The organism is Archangium sp. (assembly GCF_057119385.1).
In genome coordinates this window covers 33731-48605 of sequence record NZ_DBNGVP010000172.1, presented here as the reverse complement: position 1 = coordinate 48605, position 14875 = coordinate 33731, and the positions used below count along the sequence as shown (strand labels likewise).

General features: G+C 66.7%; 14 protein-coding genes. 9 read left to right on the top strand and 5 right to left on the bottom strand.

What is annotated here, in order from left to right; all coding sequences use genetic code 11:
* On the bottom strand, window positions 1-1404 hold a 1404-nt coding region (locus AC16DP_RS40970), incomplete at its 3' end, for a serine/threonine protein kinase (protein ID WP_483956977.1).
* Between the two features lie 12 nt (window positions 1405-1416).
* Window positions 1417-2271, bottom strand: a complete 855-nt coding sequence (locus AC16DP_RS40965) for a DUF2381 family protein (RefSeq protein WP_483956979.1) — start codon at window positions 2269-2271, stop codon at window positions 1417-1419.
* 302 nt (window positions 2272-2573) lie between these two features.
* Here AC16DP_RS40965 and AC16DP_RS40960 point away from each other — a divergent pair, with 302 nt between their 5' ends.
* From AC16DP_RS40960 to AC16DP_RS40945, 4 genes are all read left to right on the top strand, one after another.
* Window positions 2574-3788 (top strand): AIPR family protein, encoded by a 1215-nt coding sequence (locus AC16DP_RS40960; protein WP_329729199.1) that lies wholly within the window; start codon window positions 2574-2576, stop codon window positions 3786-3788.
* A 346-nt stretch (window positions 3789-4134) separates the two neighbouring features.
* On the top strand, window positions 4135-5100 hold the full coding sequence (locus tag AC16DP_RS40955; protein WP_329729200.1) for a hypothetical protein: 966 nt from the start codon (window positions 4135-4137) through the stop codon (window positions 5098-5100).
* A gap of 366 nt (window positions 5101-5466) precedes the next feature.
* The gene (locus AC16DP_RS40950) at window positions 5467-6411 is read left to right on the top strand and encodes a hypothetical protein (RefSeq protein WP_329729201.1); all 945 of its coding nucleotides are present in this window, start codon (window positions 5467-5469) and stop codon (window positions 6409-6411) included.
* Window positions 6412-6604: 193 nt separating this feature from the next.
* Window positions 6605-6916: a hypothetical protein gene (locus AC16DP_RS40945; RefSeq protein ID WP_483956976.1), complete on the top strand. Its 312-nt coding sequence runs from the start codon at window positions 6605-6607 to the stop codon at window positions 6914-6916.
* Between the two features lie 78 nt (window positions 6917-6994).
* On the opposite strand, the gene AC16DP_RS40940 is transcribed toward AC16DP_RS40945, so the two are convergent.
* A complete protein-coding gene (locus AC16DP_RS40940) occupies window positions 6995-8140 on the bottom strand; it encodes a spore photoproduct lyase family protein (protein WP_329729203.1) in 1146 nt (381 codons plus the stop codon).
* A 111-nt stretch (window positions 8141-8251) separates the two neighbouring features.
* Between AC16DP_RS40940 and AC16DP_RS40935 the strand changes: the two genes are divergently transcribed.
* Window positions 8252-8560, top strand: coding sequence for a hypothetical protein (locus tag AC16DP_RS40935; protein WP_329729204.1), 309 nt, complete (start codon window positions 8252-8254; stop codon window positions 8558-8560).
* Window positions 8561-8709: 149 nt separating this feature from the next.
* Entirely contained in the window at window positions 8710-9324 is a 615-nt protein-coding gene (locus tag AC16DP_RS40930; protein ID WP_329729205.1) for a C1q-like domain-containing protein, read from the top strand.
* Window positions 9325-9371: 47 nt separating this feature from the next.
* Here the strand turns inward: AC16DP_RS40930 and AC16DP_RS40925 are convergent, their stop codons facing one another.
* Window positions 9372-10457: an aldo/keto reductase gene (locus tag AC16DP_RS40925; RefSeq protein WP_329729206.1), complete on the bottom strand. Its 1086-nt coding sequence runs from the start codon at window positions 10455-10457 to the stop codon at window positions 9372-9374.
* A gap of 148 nt (window positions 10458-10605) precedes the next feature.
* Here AC16DP_RS40925 and AC16DP_RS40920 point away from each other — a divergent pair, with 148 nt between their 5' ends.
* Entirely contained in the window at window positions 10606-11331 is a 726-nt protein-coding gene (locus AC16DP_RS40920; RefSeq protein WP_329729207.1) for a L,D-transpeptidase family protein, read from the top strand.
* Window positions 11332-11526: 195 nt separating this feature from the next.
* Here AC16DP_RS40920 and AC16DP_RS40915 read toward each other — a convergent pair whose 3' ends face one another.
* Window positions 11527-12744, bottom strand: coding sequence for a putative sensor domain DACNV-containing protein (locus AC16DP_RS40915; protein ID WP_329729208.1), 1218 nt, complete (start codon window positions 12742-12744; stop codon window positions 11527-11529).
* A gap of 250 nt (window positions 12745-12994) precedes the next feature.
* On the opposite strand from AC16DP_RS40915, the gene AC16DP_RS40910 reads away from it, so the two are divergent.
* Both AC16DP_RS40910 and AC16DP_RS40905 read left to right on the top strand, forming a co-directional pair.
* Window positions 12995-14077 carry a DUF6310 domain-containing protein gene (locus AC16DP_RS40910; protein ID WP_329729209.1) on the top strand — a complete coding sequence of 361 codons (1083 nt, stop codon included), beginning with the start codon at window positions 12995-12997 and terminating at the stop codon, window positions 14075-14077.
* The gene (locus AC16DP_RS40905; RefSeq protein ID WP_414640721.1) at window positions 14077-14832 is read left to right on the top strand and encodes a DUF5953 family protein; all 756 of its coding nucleotides are present in this window, start codon (window positions 14077-14079) and stop codon (window positions 14830-14832) included. The genes AC16DP_RS40910 and AC16DP_RS40905 overlap by 1 nt, the downstream gene beginning before the upstream one ends.
* The last annotated feature ends 43 nt before the right edge of the window (window positions 14833-14875 follow it).

Genomic DNA, 14875 nt, shown 5'->3' with positions numbered 1-14875 from the left:
GGGGCAGTCCTCTGGCTCCGGCCTCACCTGGGCGGCGGGACAGCCCAGGCCTGCAGCGGTGCACAGCCACACGGTGAGGACTCCGAAGCGTGAGCGGTTGGAGGGAGTCGAGTCCTGGGGCGTGGTGCGAGGGGGCACGGGCGCACTTCCTTTCTCGGGGGAGCCGGATGCGATGGACTCCGGCATGTGGGGGCGCGCGAGTGTGGATCGCACCAGCCATGAGGCAAGGAACAGGCCGGCGAGGAGGAGCAGGCCCACCAGGGCGAGGCGCCCCACGCGCCACGTGCGGCGCTCCTGGGCGGGCGCCTCCTCGCGAGCATCCTCCGGCGGCCTCGTCTCCTCTGGCGTCGAAGCTGCTTCACCTGCGGCTGCGGCCTGTGGGTGCTGGGCCTCCTGTTCCGGTTCCAACTGCTTGGACAGCGCCTCTGCCGGGCTGTCCGGCGCGGTGAGGGGCACCTTCCATGCGGGGGACTTTCTCTGCTTCTCGGTGGCCTGCTCCAGGGCCTCGAGCAGGGCCTCGGTGTTGGGGTAGCGGTCCTCTGGCCGCTTCTCCAGCAGCTTCATGGCGATATCGCTGAGGGAGCGCGGCACCAGGGGGTTGAGCAGGTGGGGCGCGGCCGGCGGGACGGCGGCGATGGCGGCCAGCAGCTCCTTGTCCGGCAGCTCCGGGTCGAAGGGGTGCCTGTCTGTGAGGGCTTGGTAGAGCAGCACGCCCAGTGCGTACAGGTCCACGGCCACCCCGCCTTGGAAGGGCTCACCCCGCTTCCACGCCTCGGTGCGTATGTAGGCCAGGAGCTCGGGGGGCACCAGGTGAAGGACGCCCTCGGGCAGGCCCAGCGTCTTCGTCAGGGCCCCGGGGATGCGCGCGGTGCCAAAATCAATGACGAACGGCCGGCCGTCCTTTCTTCGGATGAGGATGTTCTCCGCCTTCAAATCCCGGTGGAGCACACCGCGTGCGTGCAGCACACCCACGGTGCGCACCACACTGGAGAAGGTGTCCACCACCTCAATGGCGTGCGGGGGCTTGCGCCAGCGCCTCTCGTGCCAGGTTTCCCCGTCGATGAAGTCCGTGACGAGGAAGGGGTAGCCCTTGGTGGGGTGGGGCCAAAAGTCCACCGCGTACACGCGCAGCAGGTTGGGGTGGGAGGCATAGGTGAAGAGGGTCGCAGCCTCACGCGCCAGGCGCCGGTAGACGCTCGTCTCCTCCACACACTGCTCTTCCGTGAGCTCCTCCGTGGATTGGGTGAGGGGCAGCAGCGCCATTTTCAGGGAGTAGGGCTGGCCGTCGCGTTCCACCTTGAAAACTCGAGAGGAGCCACCACGGCCCAGCACCTCGACGATGAGCCAGGGGCCCACCGCGTGGCCGGGTTGAAGGTGGTCCGGGTGTTGGACTTCAGTCGTCATGGGCCGGCCCTCCTAGAGCGCAACATCGGTGATGGGCAGGAGCCGCCCGCCCTCGGTGTCCACCAGATCCAGCCGGAAGCGGACCTCGTTGGAGGCGGGGGGCTCCACCATGACGGCCACGAGGGCGAACTCGCCCGGCTGGAGCTGGGGCTTCTCCATGTGCACCGAGAGCACCTTCACCGGCGTCCCCTTCACGCTGGTGAGCTGTGCCGCGCCGGGAGCCCAGGCGGGCTGTCCCGGGAGGTTGCGCACCTTGACAACCACCATGGCCCAGCGAGTGCCCCGGTAGCCGGTGCCAAGCCCCGGCTCGAGGCCGCCCTTGTAGCCGGGAGCCGGCTTCCCGACGAAGAGCTTGGCCCGGACATCCTTCGAGTCGAGCACCCCGGAGAAGGCGAGGTTGGGAAGTCCGCTCTGCGCGCACTGGGCCTTCAGCGAGACGAGCTCGGCTTCCACGTGGGACAGCCTGGCCTCCAGCGCCTCGACGGTGCGCGGGCGGCGCACCACCTCCACCTCCTTGTCCACCAGCGTGGGGTGGGAGACGAGCGCGAAGGTGGCGTACGCCGGGATGCCGCCGTCCTTGTAGCGCACCCGTACGATGAGGCGCTCTCCGGGGGCCGGCTCGACGGAGGGCTCGAGCGCGAGGGTGTACTCCCCCGGGTCCACCAGCTTGAAGCGCGTTGCCCGCCCCGCCACCTCCAGCGAGGCCCTATCGATAGGGGCGTTGAAGCGCAGGTAGGTGGACACACCGGCTGCCACCCGCACCTCGGGTACCGGATCACCGAGGCTGCTGGGGACGAAAACCTGCCGCTCCTGCCGCTCTCGGGCCGGGAGTGGGGGCTGCTGCGCTGCCGCCGTTGCGCCCGTCAGGACGAGTACCAGCGAGAGCCACGTTAGGAGTCGTGCCAGAGTGGAATACCTCCAGAGTCCACCCTAGCAGATGTCCCACCCGGCGCAGCCAGCACCACGGGGGCGGATGCCTCTACTCGAAGAGTGCCCCGCCCGACGCCGCTGGGCCCCCTCGTTCCTTCTCGCCCACGGTCGTGGCTTGCACTCCCTTCGTTCTTTCGCGTAACCTGTTCTGTACCGTCCCGTTGGACGGTGCTCGTGCTTCACGGCAGAGCGTTCGCCCAGTCGGGCAATGGTCCTGAAGGACCAAGAAAGAAGTGAATATGAAGGACGTTTCGTACGCGTTGTCGTGCGAGAAGGTTTGCCGATCCCACCGCATTGAGTCTGCGGGAAACGGCAACTCCGGGAAGGCGAAGGAGCTCTGGACGCTCACGGTTCGCGCGGAGAATCTGCCGCGGACTTGGAAGCTGGGTCCTAACGCTCGGTACGCCGATGTGAAGGCCAAGCCCGCCAAGGAGATGTTGAGCACCCTCGCGACGGATCCAGAGTCGTTCGTGCTCAAGAACAACGGCATGATGCTGGTCGCGAAGTCCCTTCAGTCGAAGGGGAACGAGGTGACCCTCGTCTGTTCAGAGCCTGAAGAGGACGAGTTCTCTCCTGGCCATGGCGTTCTCAACGGCGGCCACACCTACAGGGTTCTCCTGGAGGCGCTCGCGAATGCGAAGCGGTACCCGAACGCCGGTGACGCTGTTGTGATGGTTACGGTCGCTCTGGGCATTGAGGACGAGGAGATCTCGCGCATCTCCAAGGCTCGGAATACCTCCGAAAAGGTGCCCCTCCACGCTCTGCGTAACCTCGACGGCGACTGGACGGAGTTGAAGCAGTACCTTCCCGCCGAGAGCCGCAAGCTCGTCTTCTTCAAGCCGAACGAGCCGGATGTCGACCCTGATTCCGAATTCGACGTGACCGATCTGGTTCGTAGGCTCGCGGTGATGAACAACGAGCTGTTCCCTGCCGAGAACGGCGAACACCCGGTGCGTGCTTACTCGGGGATCGGTGCGCTCGTCCGCCAGTACGACAAGAAAAAGTTCACCAAGCTCGCTCAGCGCCTGCCGGACATATTGGAGTTGGAGGAACTCGTTGTCCGCAAGTGGGAGGAGCTCTACGGGCGAAATAGTGGGCGCGCTGATGGCGACGGGAAGGAGAAGATCGACCTGAGCCGTACGTCGGGCTGCAACTCCGAGCCATCGCTGCTGCTCAGTGGATACCGCGCGAGTGTGACGATTGCGGATCCCTTCATCCTCCCCGTTATGGCTGCGTTCCGCGTCTTCCTGCGTAACGGCAAGTGGTTGATGCCTATGGACGAGGCGTGGACTAAGTACGGCGAACGAACCATCCGGGACCTTTGGAAGGCGTACAAGGAAGAGGGCAAGTCCAGCGCCTCTTACTTCGCGCGCTCGGCCAAATCCTCATGGGCCCCCGCGTGCGATCACACGAAGAACGTCGCGATCCAGAAGGGCTTCCTGAAGGTCTCGTGAGATCGTAGACCGTCTAGTACGCCCCAGTCACTTCGAGCGCCCTCCGAGGAGGAGTTCCACGGTGGCCCTCAGAAAGTGACCGGGTCGTACTAGATCCGGGCCGAAGGTGTCGGCCGAAGGTGTCAGACGACTCGTAGGGGCGCCAGCAGCCCTTCGCGGCGCCCTGAATCACTGACCGGCGACGCGTCCACCGAGGCGTCGCCGGTCCCCTCCCGACCAGGTGCCCGCAGCGCCTGGATGGGTCTTCCTTCGCGTCCCGTGGGCCTCCTACGGAACGCTTCATGCCCTTCCTAATCCCCTTAGGGGATTGGGTGGGTCCACCTTTTCGCGTTGATCGGCACAATAGATGACCCAGCCCACCGAACCCCGAATCCGCGACACCCTCAAGCGCTTCATTCGTGAAATAGCCGTGCCTGCCACCCTCGCAGCGCTGTGGACCTTCTTCAACTGGTTCACGGCCACACCGCACCCAGCTGTTATGTCCGTCATCGGGCAGTTCTTTAGCGCTTTGTTCCTCGTGTCGTGGTTCTGGGGCCACCTTCTTCGCATCCACAAGCAGCTTCGGGTCGACAACTCCCTGAAGGAACTCCTGAGCTGGGTGTACCAGATTCGGGACAAGGTGCTGTCCCCGGAAGCAAGCCCCACGAAGGAACTCCTGGCGACGGCAGCGACGACAAGCGCAGCAGCGGTGAGCACCCCGGCCAGCACGACGACGGCTCCAGCGACGACGGAACCAGGACTGACGTCTTCGGCGGGTCCACTACCGGTTCCGCCCCAGCCCGTACCAAGCGACGGCAAGCAGACTCAGCCGAATGTGGTCGTGACGCCTGCCCGCAGCACGTCCCCCGCTGACGAAATCATCGAACGGACTCTGCTCTCGGAAGCTGAGCAAACGATGATGGCGGGGCACGTTCGGTCGGCGTTGGTCATGGGGGGCGCGGCACTTGAGCAGGCGCTTCACACGTTCGTCGAAGCTCATGGGATGCCCGTCGGGAGGACCAAGGCCTTCCCGGCGCTCCTCGACATGGCTGGGAGCCTCCTTGCTTCAGACATGAGAGAGGAACTGAGGCGCGTCTGGAACCTTCGGACCATCGCCGCACATGGCTTCGACAGGTTCAGGCTCTCGCCGGCAGAGGTTTCTGAGATCCTGCAGATCATCAAGAGGTTGTCGGGAGCATTGATGTCGGCAGCAGCCAAGAAGAACGAACGGTTCACTGGCATCCCGTGCTTCCGATGCAAGCAGTCCACGATGGGATCCGGAATGGGTTCGAATCACTGTGGGAACTGCGGGGCCGTCTCCGATGAGTACTAAGCCCTCGGACGGGGCCTAGACGCTCTCAGCGTCGCTCCGTTTTTACCCTGCGGCGCTCGCCCAAGGTTGGAGGCGAGCGCCGTTTTCTTTGCGGGTGGCGATTCGGAGCCATCTTTGGTTCGCGAGCCCTTACTCGGTGGGGCAGACCGACGAAGTTGCGTCGGGATGCACACTCGTGGTGTTGACGAGTGCTCTCGCCGTGAACGCTTGTCCTTCTCGTTCACGGCCCGGGCCTGCCGCCTCGGGTCGCGGAAACTTGGGTACGGTCGAATTTCGAATCCTTTGACACCGTCGCGGGTGACGAATCCTCTGATACCTTCCGCGGGTCTAGTGAAGGTCGCCTGACAATTCTTCCGCGAGGAAACCGTGAAGTCACTCATCGCTGTGTTGTGTCTGCTGTCCAGTTCCATCGCGCTCGCACAGGAGCCAGAACTCACCCTCGGCGGTCCGGTCACCCTCGAGCGAATCCCGGAGCGCATGCTGCGGGGACCGGACTTGTCGAGCCATTCAGCGTTGATCGCGGCGCAGAACGCCGCGGGAGACCTGACGCTGGACGGGGCCACGTTCACGCTCAGCAAGCCGGGCGAGGGGGCCCGCCCTGTCCTGCTCGTGGTGCGGAAGCTGGAACTCAAGAACAGCACCCTCATCACGAATGGCAATCACTTGGTGATTTACGCCCACGAGATCGTGGGGAACAACGCGTCGCGCATCACGGCTTTCGACGAGTCGGCGACGACGGCGATGGATAGGCCCTCAGGGGCCGCAGGCGCCGCGGCGGGCAAGGTGGATCTGTTTCTCACCGGCCGTGTCGCGGGACCGCTGTTCGTCGACCTCTCGGGGCAGGATGGGCAGCATGGCGTGGATGGGCGTCCGGGCGCTGCGGGAGCCAAGGGTCCGCGGGGACGTAATGCCAAAGCGCGTTGGGGACTATGCCGCAGCGGGCAGGGTCGTGGCGGGAATGGCGAAAATGGTGGCGCTGGCGGGCGCGGCGGCGACGCGGGCGCGGGTGGCAATGGCGGACTCCTGACGGTGACCTTCTACAACACGCCCGTGGAGGTCGCCGAGTTGCGATACACGCTCGATGGAGGGGACGCCGGCACTCCGGGGAAGGGCGGTGTGGGAGGACCGGGCGGGCGCGGCGGACCGCCGGGAAAGAACACCAGCCCGTGCAAGCAACTCGACGCGCTCTTCGGCTTGCCGCCCGGCCATGGCTCGAATGGCCAGTCAGGAGCGAATGGGGAGAACGGGAAGAGTGCGGCCGCGGGCTCCAAGGGCCAGTTCACGGCGAGCCGAGTGGAGCTGCCGAAGTAGGTCACACGGCTTCATCCACTCCCGCGTGCGTATAGGCGGGATAGAAGCCATGCGTATAGGCGGGATGGGGGCCGTGTTGAGGGAGACAGCTGGAGCCTAGGGGTCGAGGAGGGCTGCGCCCTGGCCCGAAGACGCGCTGCGGGCGTACCAAGCGCATTCCCTGCAGCAGCGACTGCGCTGGACGGAGCTGGACGTGCGGCCCCCTCTCAGAAAGCAACCCCGGTGTGCCTTGCTGGAGGGCTTCTCCCTGCACGCCACCACGCATCTGCATGCCAACGACAGGCAGGGCCAGGAGCGGCTGTGCCGCTACGGGGTGCGCAGCGCGCTGGTGCTGGCGCGTTTGTCACGAGCGGAGGACGGCCGCATCGCCCACCGCATCACCCACCGGGAAGGTGTCAAAGAACTCGTTCAACACCTCGCCCCTTACGAGCCGTCTGACACCCTGTCGGGCACCTTCTCGCCGAGTTCTAGAATTGCTCCCGAGGGGCTCCAAAATTTGGGGTAAGGTCGAAGGGTTCACCCGATACCCTCACCCCGTCCCTCTCCCGAGGGGAGAGGGGAAATCGTGGCCGCGGGGCGTGCGTCAGAACGCGTAGCGCACGCGGCAGTACGGCATGCGCCGGGCGAGCAGTTGCTGGAACTCCTCGACGAGCCGCCCCTTGTACCCGGTGCGGTAGCGCACGTTGACGCCCCCGCCCTGGGACACCTTGGTCTCCTGCAGCTCCGGCCGCCACAGCAGCTCCTCGGCCTTCGGGTGCCAGCGCAGGTTCACCTCGTGCAGCCGCTCGTTGTGCGTGAGGAAGATGATCTCCGCGGCCAGCTGCTCCTTCGCCTTGTCCCCCATCGTGTCGTCGAGCTGCTGGAAGAGCGCGTCGTACTCGGCCTGCCAGCCCTCGGTGACGACCACGGGCGAGAAGTTGAGGTGCACCTCGTAGCCGGCGGCCACGAAGTCGTCGATGGCGGCGATGCGCTCGGAGATGGGGCTGGTGCGCACGTCGAACAGCTTCGCTTTGGTGTGCGGCATGAGGCTGAAGCGGATGCGCGTCTTGCCCCGGGGCGCGTAGGTGAGCAGCTCGCGGTTGACCAGCTTGGTGGCGAAGGAGCCCATGGCGTTGGGCAGCACGGTGAACAGCCGCACCAGGTCCCTCACGTTGTCACTGAGCGCCGCGTCCGCCGAGCAGTCGCTGTTGCAGCCGATGTCATACACCCAGTAGCGCGGGTCCACCGTATTGGGCTCCGTCTTGGGCCCGAGCTTTCCCGCGTGCCGGCGGAGGGCCGCGAGCACCTGCTCGATGTTGACGAAGACGGTGACGGGGTTGGCGTAGCCCTTATGACGCGGCACGTAACAGTAGGCGCAGCTCATGACGCAGCCGTTGGCCGTGGAGGGCGGGAGGAAGTCGGCGCTGCGGCCATTGGCCTCGAAGCCCATGGACTTCTTCACGCCCAACACCAGGGTGCTGCCCTTGATGCGATTCCACGCCTCGGCGTTGCCCTCGTTGCCGAAGAGGCCGGGGATGTTCCAGTGCGAGCGTACCTGCACCCGCTCGGCGCCGGGGAAGCGCGCGAGGATGTCGCGGCCCCGGGTGAAGCGCTCGACGTCGGGCTCCAGGTAGATGCGGGACACCTTCAGCAGGTGCTCCAGCGGTCCAGCGGGGGGTGGCTCGGGGGGAAACAGGTCCAGGTTCGTCACGGCGGGAGGTGGGATGCGCGGGGTGGCCCCATGTTCCATCCGCGGAAGAGGGTGGGCCTGTTACCTGGAGGACCCGGCATGCGTTAGGATGTCGGCTGGCTCCACGAGCGCGCTGGGGGTGGTCCCGGCCACGTGGATTAGGATGCATGCATGTCCAGCAAGGCGCCAGGAAGGGTCATCGACCTGCAGAGCGAGAGACTGCGCCGGGGCATGCCGCGCTACCACCGTGAGCCCGTGCAGACATGGCGCCGCAAGGTGAAGCTGACGGTGGCGGGGGTGTGTCTGCTGGGCATCCTGGCCGGGCTGCTGTCGGTGGCCATGGAGTCCACGGACACGCCGCCCGGAGAAGAGTCCGAGGGCCTGTTCAGCGGCTCTCCCTTCCGCTCCTCGAGTGGCGCGAGCCCGGATGTGGAGCCCGAGTCGGCCTGGTTCACGACCTCGGGCAGCGGCCGGCGCTGAGGCCCCGCGGCCGCTCGCGTCGCCTCGCCGACACCGAGAGGGAGCGAAGCGTTCACCGGCCGCCTGCCTGACCGCTGGGCCGGGTTGTGGGACACGGCTCCCGGGCCAAGTCTCCCCGGACCCCCGGAACTCCGGGAAGGGAGGCTCTCATGAAGACGTCGCGGGTGGTGCTGCTGTGCGGCCTGGTGTCGCTGCTCGGCCCGGACCTGGCGTGGGCGGAGGAGCCCGGCGCGGCCTCGGGTGCGAGCAAGGCGCGGGTGCTCTTCGCGGACTACAAGACGGTGGACCCCACCACCGCCCGGGAGGCCGAGCTGCTGGCGGGGGCGCACTGTCCCGACTCGGGCATCGTCGCCTTCAGTGCGAGTGGGACGGGCCACGTCTCGGAGGGGGGGCTGGTGCTGCTGCGCTACGCGACGACGCACACCCAGGAGGGAGGCGGCTGGGGCGAGGGCGGTGGCACCTTCGTGGCGCCGTGCACGGGCCTGTATTTCTTCAACGTGTCGTTCGTGAAGGACGCGTACCACTACGGAGCGACGGCGAACGATGTGTTCGTCCACGTGCTGAAGAACGGGACGTCCAAGGGGCGGGCGATGAGCGGCCAGGGCCACGTGGACCGGGACACGGGCGTGTACAGCGTCACGCTCTTCCTCGAGAAGGGGGACTACGTGCAGACGTTCGCGGCCAGCGACGGCAACCTGAAGCGCCACCTGCTCGAGTACAACTTCACGGGCCACCTGGTGAAGCAGGCGGCCCACGGGCTGTGACGTCGTCCCCTCTCCCTCTGGGAGAGGGTCAGGGTGAGGGTCTTCCCTCAGTACCGCTCGGCGTCCGACTTGGGCGCCCAGGGCAGCGCGGGGGCGGAGACGCCATTCACGGTGAGCCCGCCGTGCATGAAGGTGGGGGCGCCCTGGAGGAAGCCGGCGGGGAAGTTGAGCACCGGCTTGGAGACCTCGTCGAGCGCGGCGAGCTGCTCCGGCGTGAGCTTCAGCTCCAGCGCGCCCAGGTTGTTCTCCAGCTGCTCCAGGGTGCGCGCGCCGATGATGGTGGAGGACACCCCGGGGCGGTTCTGCACCCAGGCGAGCGCCACGCGGGCCGGCGTGCTGTCCAACTCCTTCGCCACGCGCAGCAGCACGTCGATGACGGAGTAGGCGCGCTCGCCGAGGTTGGACTCCACCCACGCGCCGCGGTCGGCCTTCACCTTGCCGGCGTTCTCCCGGGTGTACTTGCCGCTGAGCACGCCGCTCTTCAGGGGAGACCAGGGCGTCACGCCCAGCCCCAGCTCCCGGGCCATGGGGAGGAGCTCGCCTTCCACGGTGCGCTCCAGCAGCGAGTACTCGATCTGCAGCGCCACCAGGGGCGTCCAGCCGCGGAAGTGGGCGGTGAGCTGGGCCTGGGCGGTCTTCCACGCGGGGGTATCGGAGAAGCCGATGTAGCGCACCTTGCCGGCGCGCACGAGGTCATCCAGGGCGCGCATGGTCTCTTCAATCGGCGTGTGGCGGTCCCACGCGTGCATCCACAGCAAGTCGATGTAGTCCGTCTGCAGGCGGCGCAGGGACTCGTGGGTGGCGGAGACGAGGGACTTGGCGCCCGCGCCGCCGCCGTTGGGGTCCTGGGGGAAGAGGTTGCCGAAGAACTTGGTGGCGAGGACGACGCGCTCGCGCCGCGAGGGCGTGCGGCCGAGGTGGTCGCCGATGATCTTCTCCGAGTGGCCGCGGGTGTAGACGTTGGCGGTGTCGATGAAGTTGCCGCCCAGCGCGAGGAAGCGGTCGATGATGCGCTGGGAGTCCTCGACGCTGGAGCCCCAGCCGAGGTCCTCGCCGAAGGTCATGGCGCCGAGGCAGAAGGGGCTGACACGCAGGCCGGAGCGGCCCAGGGTGACGTAGTGATTCAGAGGCATGAAGGGGAGACTCCCGGGGTGGAGAGGCGCGCAGTGCTAACGCGCTCTTCTCGCCCCCGCCACGCAGACCCACGCGATGTGACGCCGGGGTGACACACGCAAGTCCTTGCCGGGGAACGTCCGTCTGCTCCGGGGTGTCCAGGCCGGCATGACGAGAGCGTTGTTGCTGCTGTGGCTGTGGGCGGCGCTGCCTGCGGGGGCCGCGGACAAGAAGGTGGAGGCGGTGCGCCGGGCGCGGGAGCCCGAGGTGGCGAAGCTGTTCACGAAGGCGGGCGTCTCGTGGCCGCCGGAGGAGCTCTATGTCCGGGCCTTCAAGCAGGAGCGGGAGCTGGAGGTGTGGGCGGGGGCGAGGGGCGAGCGGCTGCGCAAGGTGAAGACATTCCCCTTCTGCGCGGCCTCGGGGGACGTGGGGCCCAAGCGGCGCGAGGGCGACGAGCAGGTGCCCGAGGGCTTCTACACGCTGGACCAATTCAACCCGCGCAGCCAGTTCCACCTGTCCATGAGGGTGAGCTACCCGAACGAGGCGGACCGGCGCCTGGGCGAGCGGCCACTGGGGGGCGCCATCTACGTGCACGGCAACTGCATGAGCATCGGCTGCATCGCCATCCAGGACGGCCCCATCGAGGAGCTGTACCTGATGGTGCTGGCGGCGCGGGGGAAGATGAAGCGGGACGTGCCCATCCACATCTTCCCGCGCCGGCTGGACGCCCGGGGCCTGGCCGCGCTGGAGCAGCACCCGAGGGCCACGCCTCGGCTCGTGGCCTTCTGGCGGGGCCTGGAGCCGGGCTGGCGCCTCTTCGAGGAGACGCGGCGCCCGCCCCGGGTGTCCGTGGACGCGAGGACGGGCGCCTACACCGTCAGGCCGGGGCGCTGACGGGTTGTGTTGCGCATGCTCCCTCTCCAAGGGGAGAGGGGACATCCATGGACCATGTCCAAGGACTTCGTGGACACGCCACCAGGAGCTTGTCGGAGTATCGCTCCAAAACCTGTCCTCCATACCAACCGTAGCGGTGCGTTCGATTCGCACTACTCGATATGTAGTGGGTCGTGGGAATGTTCCGACAGACTCCTAGATCTCCGGAAACCGAACTCTCCAGAATAGGATCCGGCCTTGCTCCCTTATCAAGCACTTGATTGGGCCATCCTCCGATGCGACGAAGGCGAATCCGCCGGTCGAAGCGACGAAAGACGCAGCAGCCCTGTGCCTGGTCCCGTGAATCTCCAGGGGGTATTCGACAGGAGAAACACTCTGTCCGGTCGCGTCAAATGCTTCATAGAGTGGAAGGGTGTGGGACGAGCTCACCTTGTATCCGGCGCCGAAAACTCGAAGATTTGGCCCGAGTAGGAGCGCGCCATCCATGGCGGTAAGCCGCGCAATGTCATCCGACAGTGAGTCCACCTCGGACTGAGCCCACTCGCGGAGGCTCATTGCCTCATCCCACTCATCATTGCGCCCCAACTCGTCATCCCGGAAGGCGACTCCAAGCCCGCGTTCGATTGCTTCAAAGAGGTTCCGGCTCTTGTCCGCCAGGATGTCGGGCTCGGTGAGCACGAGCTTCGGCATGTCCTGCTGCGAGTCGAGAGATGGAGTCGGCTGGACGAGAATGAGACCTCCGCGGCCAGTCGCTCGCATGCCTCTGACGAGCCTTTCGAAAACGTGCTCGCCAATACGGCTGGGCATGAGGATCCGATTCGTCTCCCCGCTGAGCAGATCCCCTAGCGACTGTCGGATGGTGGAGCGCACCACGCCATCGGAGATGAAGATGTCGGGAGCCGGTTTGGCAAGCTGCCCGCGCTCGTACCTCATGATCTCGGTGCCGGCATAAACGAGCGAGAGGGCTCCAGGGGCAGTGGTGGACAGGAAGAGAACGTTCCCGCCATTTGTGCTGGTGTTGAGCTTGGCAATTCCCACGGCCTGCCAGCCGGATGACTCCTCGTGCTCCAGGACAACGGCGGTTCGACCAGGCTCGGTCACGACTGAGAGCTTGACGAGCGCTTCCAGGTCGAGCCGTTGCGGTTTGAGCGGGAGCACAGACCAGGCTTGCTGTCGAGGTACATCCGAGCCCAGGTACTCAGAGCTGTCCTCGACATCCTGGAGAGGTTTTCCCGGCGATACGACAACCTGCACGCGGGTGGCGCTACCCTCTTCGGTCGAGAGGCTCGCGAAGAAGAGGAGATCGAGAAGCTCGCCGACGACTTGCACTAGCCGCGGGTTGCCGAGCCATTTTGGGGCTCGCCGCTTCAGCGCCTCCTGTAGGTGATCGCGCGGATACAGAAGATCTGCCATGGCTCCTCGCTCATGGAATGGGAGAGATGCCGTCACAAAGCGCCGATAACGATTCACCGTCCTCGCAGAGTGTCAAGGAGATGTCGGGTGAGTCGCTTCAGCTCGTTCAAGCTGCCAGCTTTTGCTCCTCGTGTCGACGCCGAGCTGCTTCCGGCGAGAGGTACCCATGGGCCTCGCGGGCCCCCCCTGTAGGGTTGGCCGTCCCGCATCCTATCCTTCGGGGCTGATGCTCCAGGGGGAGGCCAGCGCCATGTTTTATAAGCACCCGAGTCCCGCGGTGGGGGAGGGCGGCGGTACGCAGCCCATGTCCTGGTGGCGCTCGTCGGGCCAGGCAATGCGCGCTGTTCGCGCGGTGCTTGCGGTGGTGCTCTGGCTGCAGCTGGCGTGCGCGACGAGCTACCCCATGGGCGGTACGCTCACCGGGACGGCGCGCAGCTGGCGGCGCGAGGGGCGTGCCCGGGTAACGACCGAGGCGTTGCGCGAGGACCTGGTGGTCACCCACCTCCGGCGCGCGGCGAAGCTGCCCTGGACGGACGGGGGCCGGTGCGTCGTTGAGGAGGCGGGCCAGCCATGGGCCGACCTGGTGGAGCGGTGCTACCCCGCGCTCGACCACGAGCGGGTGCGGTTCAGGGACACCACGGGGCGGTGCTCGGTCGCGTCCGCGGGCGCCGGGGCCTTGGGCATCGGGCTCTGTGTCCTCGCGGCGCCCGAGCTGGCCGTGGGCGCGGTGGTCGTCGTGGGCGTGGTGGTGGTGGGGTTCGCCATTTCAGAGGCGCTGGAGGCGTACGAGAAGCGGGGCCGTCCCCAGGTGCGGCCGCCGCCGACGCAGCCCATGCCGGAAGCACCGCCGGTGGTAGAGACGAAGCCCGCTCCGCCGGAGCTCAAGAAGAAGCGGCGTCCCAAGTCCAAGCCCGAGGGAGAGGACGGGCCGCCAGGGCCGACCCCCGAGCCCACCGACAGGGAGCGCGAGCGCAAGTGCGAGGCCATCCCGGTGCCGCATAAGGGCGGCAACAAGGCGCACAACACGTGCGCCGACGGGTATCCGCCCAACCGCTGGCCCGGGATGGATGCCCAGGTCGATGGCAAGAACTTCGACGCGCTTCAGGTGGGAGTGCGGGTGCTGTGGGAGATCAAGGTCGAGTACTTCGACGATTACAGCGACTTCTTGAAGAAGATGACGGTCGATAAGGAGATGAAAGAACTCAAGGTGTACCGCGACATCGCGCTGGCCTGTGGGTATGACTTCAAGGTCGGGGTGATCAGCGAGGCCCACAAGGCCGCGCTGCTGGATGTGGACGCCACCTTTGATATCGTCCTCACCTGGTGCAAATGATGACGACTCGAGCCAGCCTCCATCTGCACGTCTATGCTCCAGCGCTCACGGGCGACGACGGGCGTCCGCTCGCGGCCGTTGAAGGTCTCGAGCGTGCACTCCCCGGCTTGCGGATGGCGTGGCGACTGTCGAAAGCGGGGCGGCCCATCGCGCTTCCTGCGCGCGCGGCGTGGCTGGCGGAGACGGCCGCGGCCGGCGAGTTCGGGTTGTTGTGCAATGGCGACGAGAGCTACCCGATTACGATGAGCGGCTATTTTGAGAGCGCCATTTCGAGTCCAGGGGGCGAGCCGCTGCTGATGGCTCATGCGCAGCTGCCCCAGGACGCGCCCGTTGTCGCCGCGGCAGTGGACATGCTGGAGAACGTTGCGGAGGGCGTGCGCGCCAGGTGGGGAACCGTGGCGCCTGGGCCCGTGAGGCAGGTCATTGCAGCGCAAGTAGGGCCGAAGTCCGGGAATCCTGACGGGCCGCCTCTGGGGCTGCCAATGCTCAAGCTCCCGTGGAACATCCGCTCGCCCAAGGTTCCCAGGTACCTTGGGTGGATCAACTACTGGTCGGCCTCGGCTGCGGAGGCCATCGGCTTCCCGGACCCCTCGCGCGACGCGGAGCTGCTGTCGCGCGCCAGGCGCACGGCGTCGGGGGGATGGGTGGTGAGTCTCACCGCGACGCCGCTCGACTTGGACAAGCCCGAGCACCTCGAGGCCCTCAAGCGAGCCTATGAGCGCTTCCCCGAGATCGGTGGGCGTTCGGAGGCGTGAGAAACAACCCCCCGAGGAGACCTCGGAACCGGGGCTGTCGTCG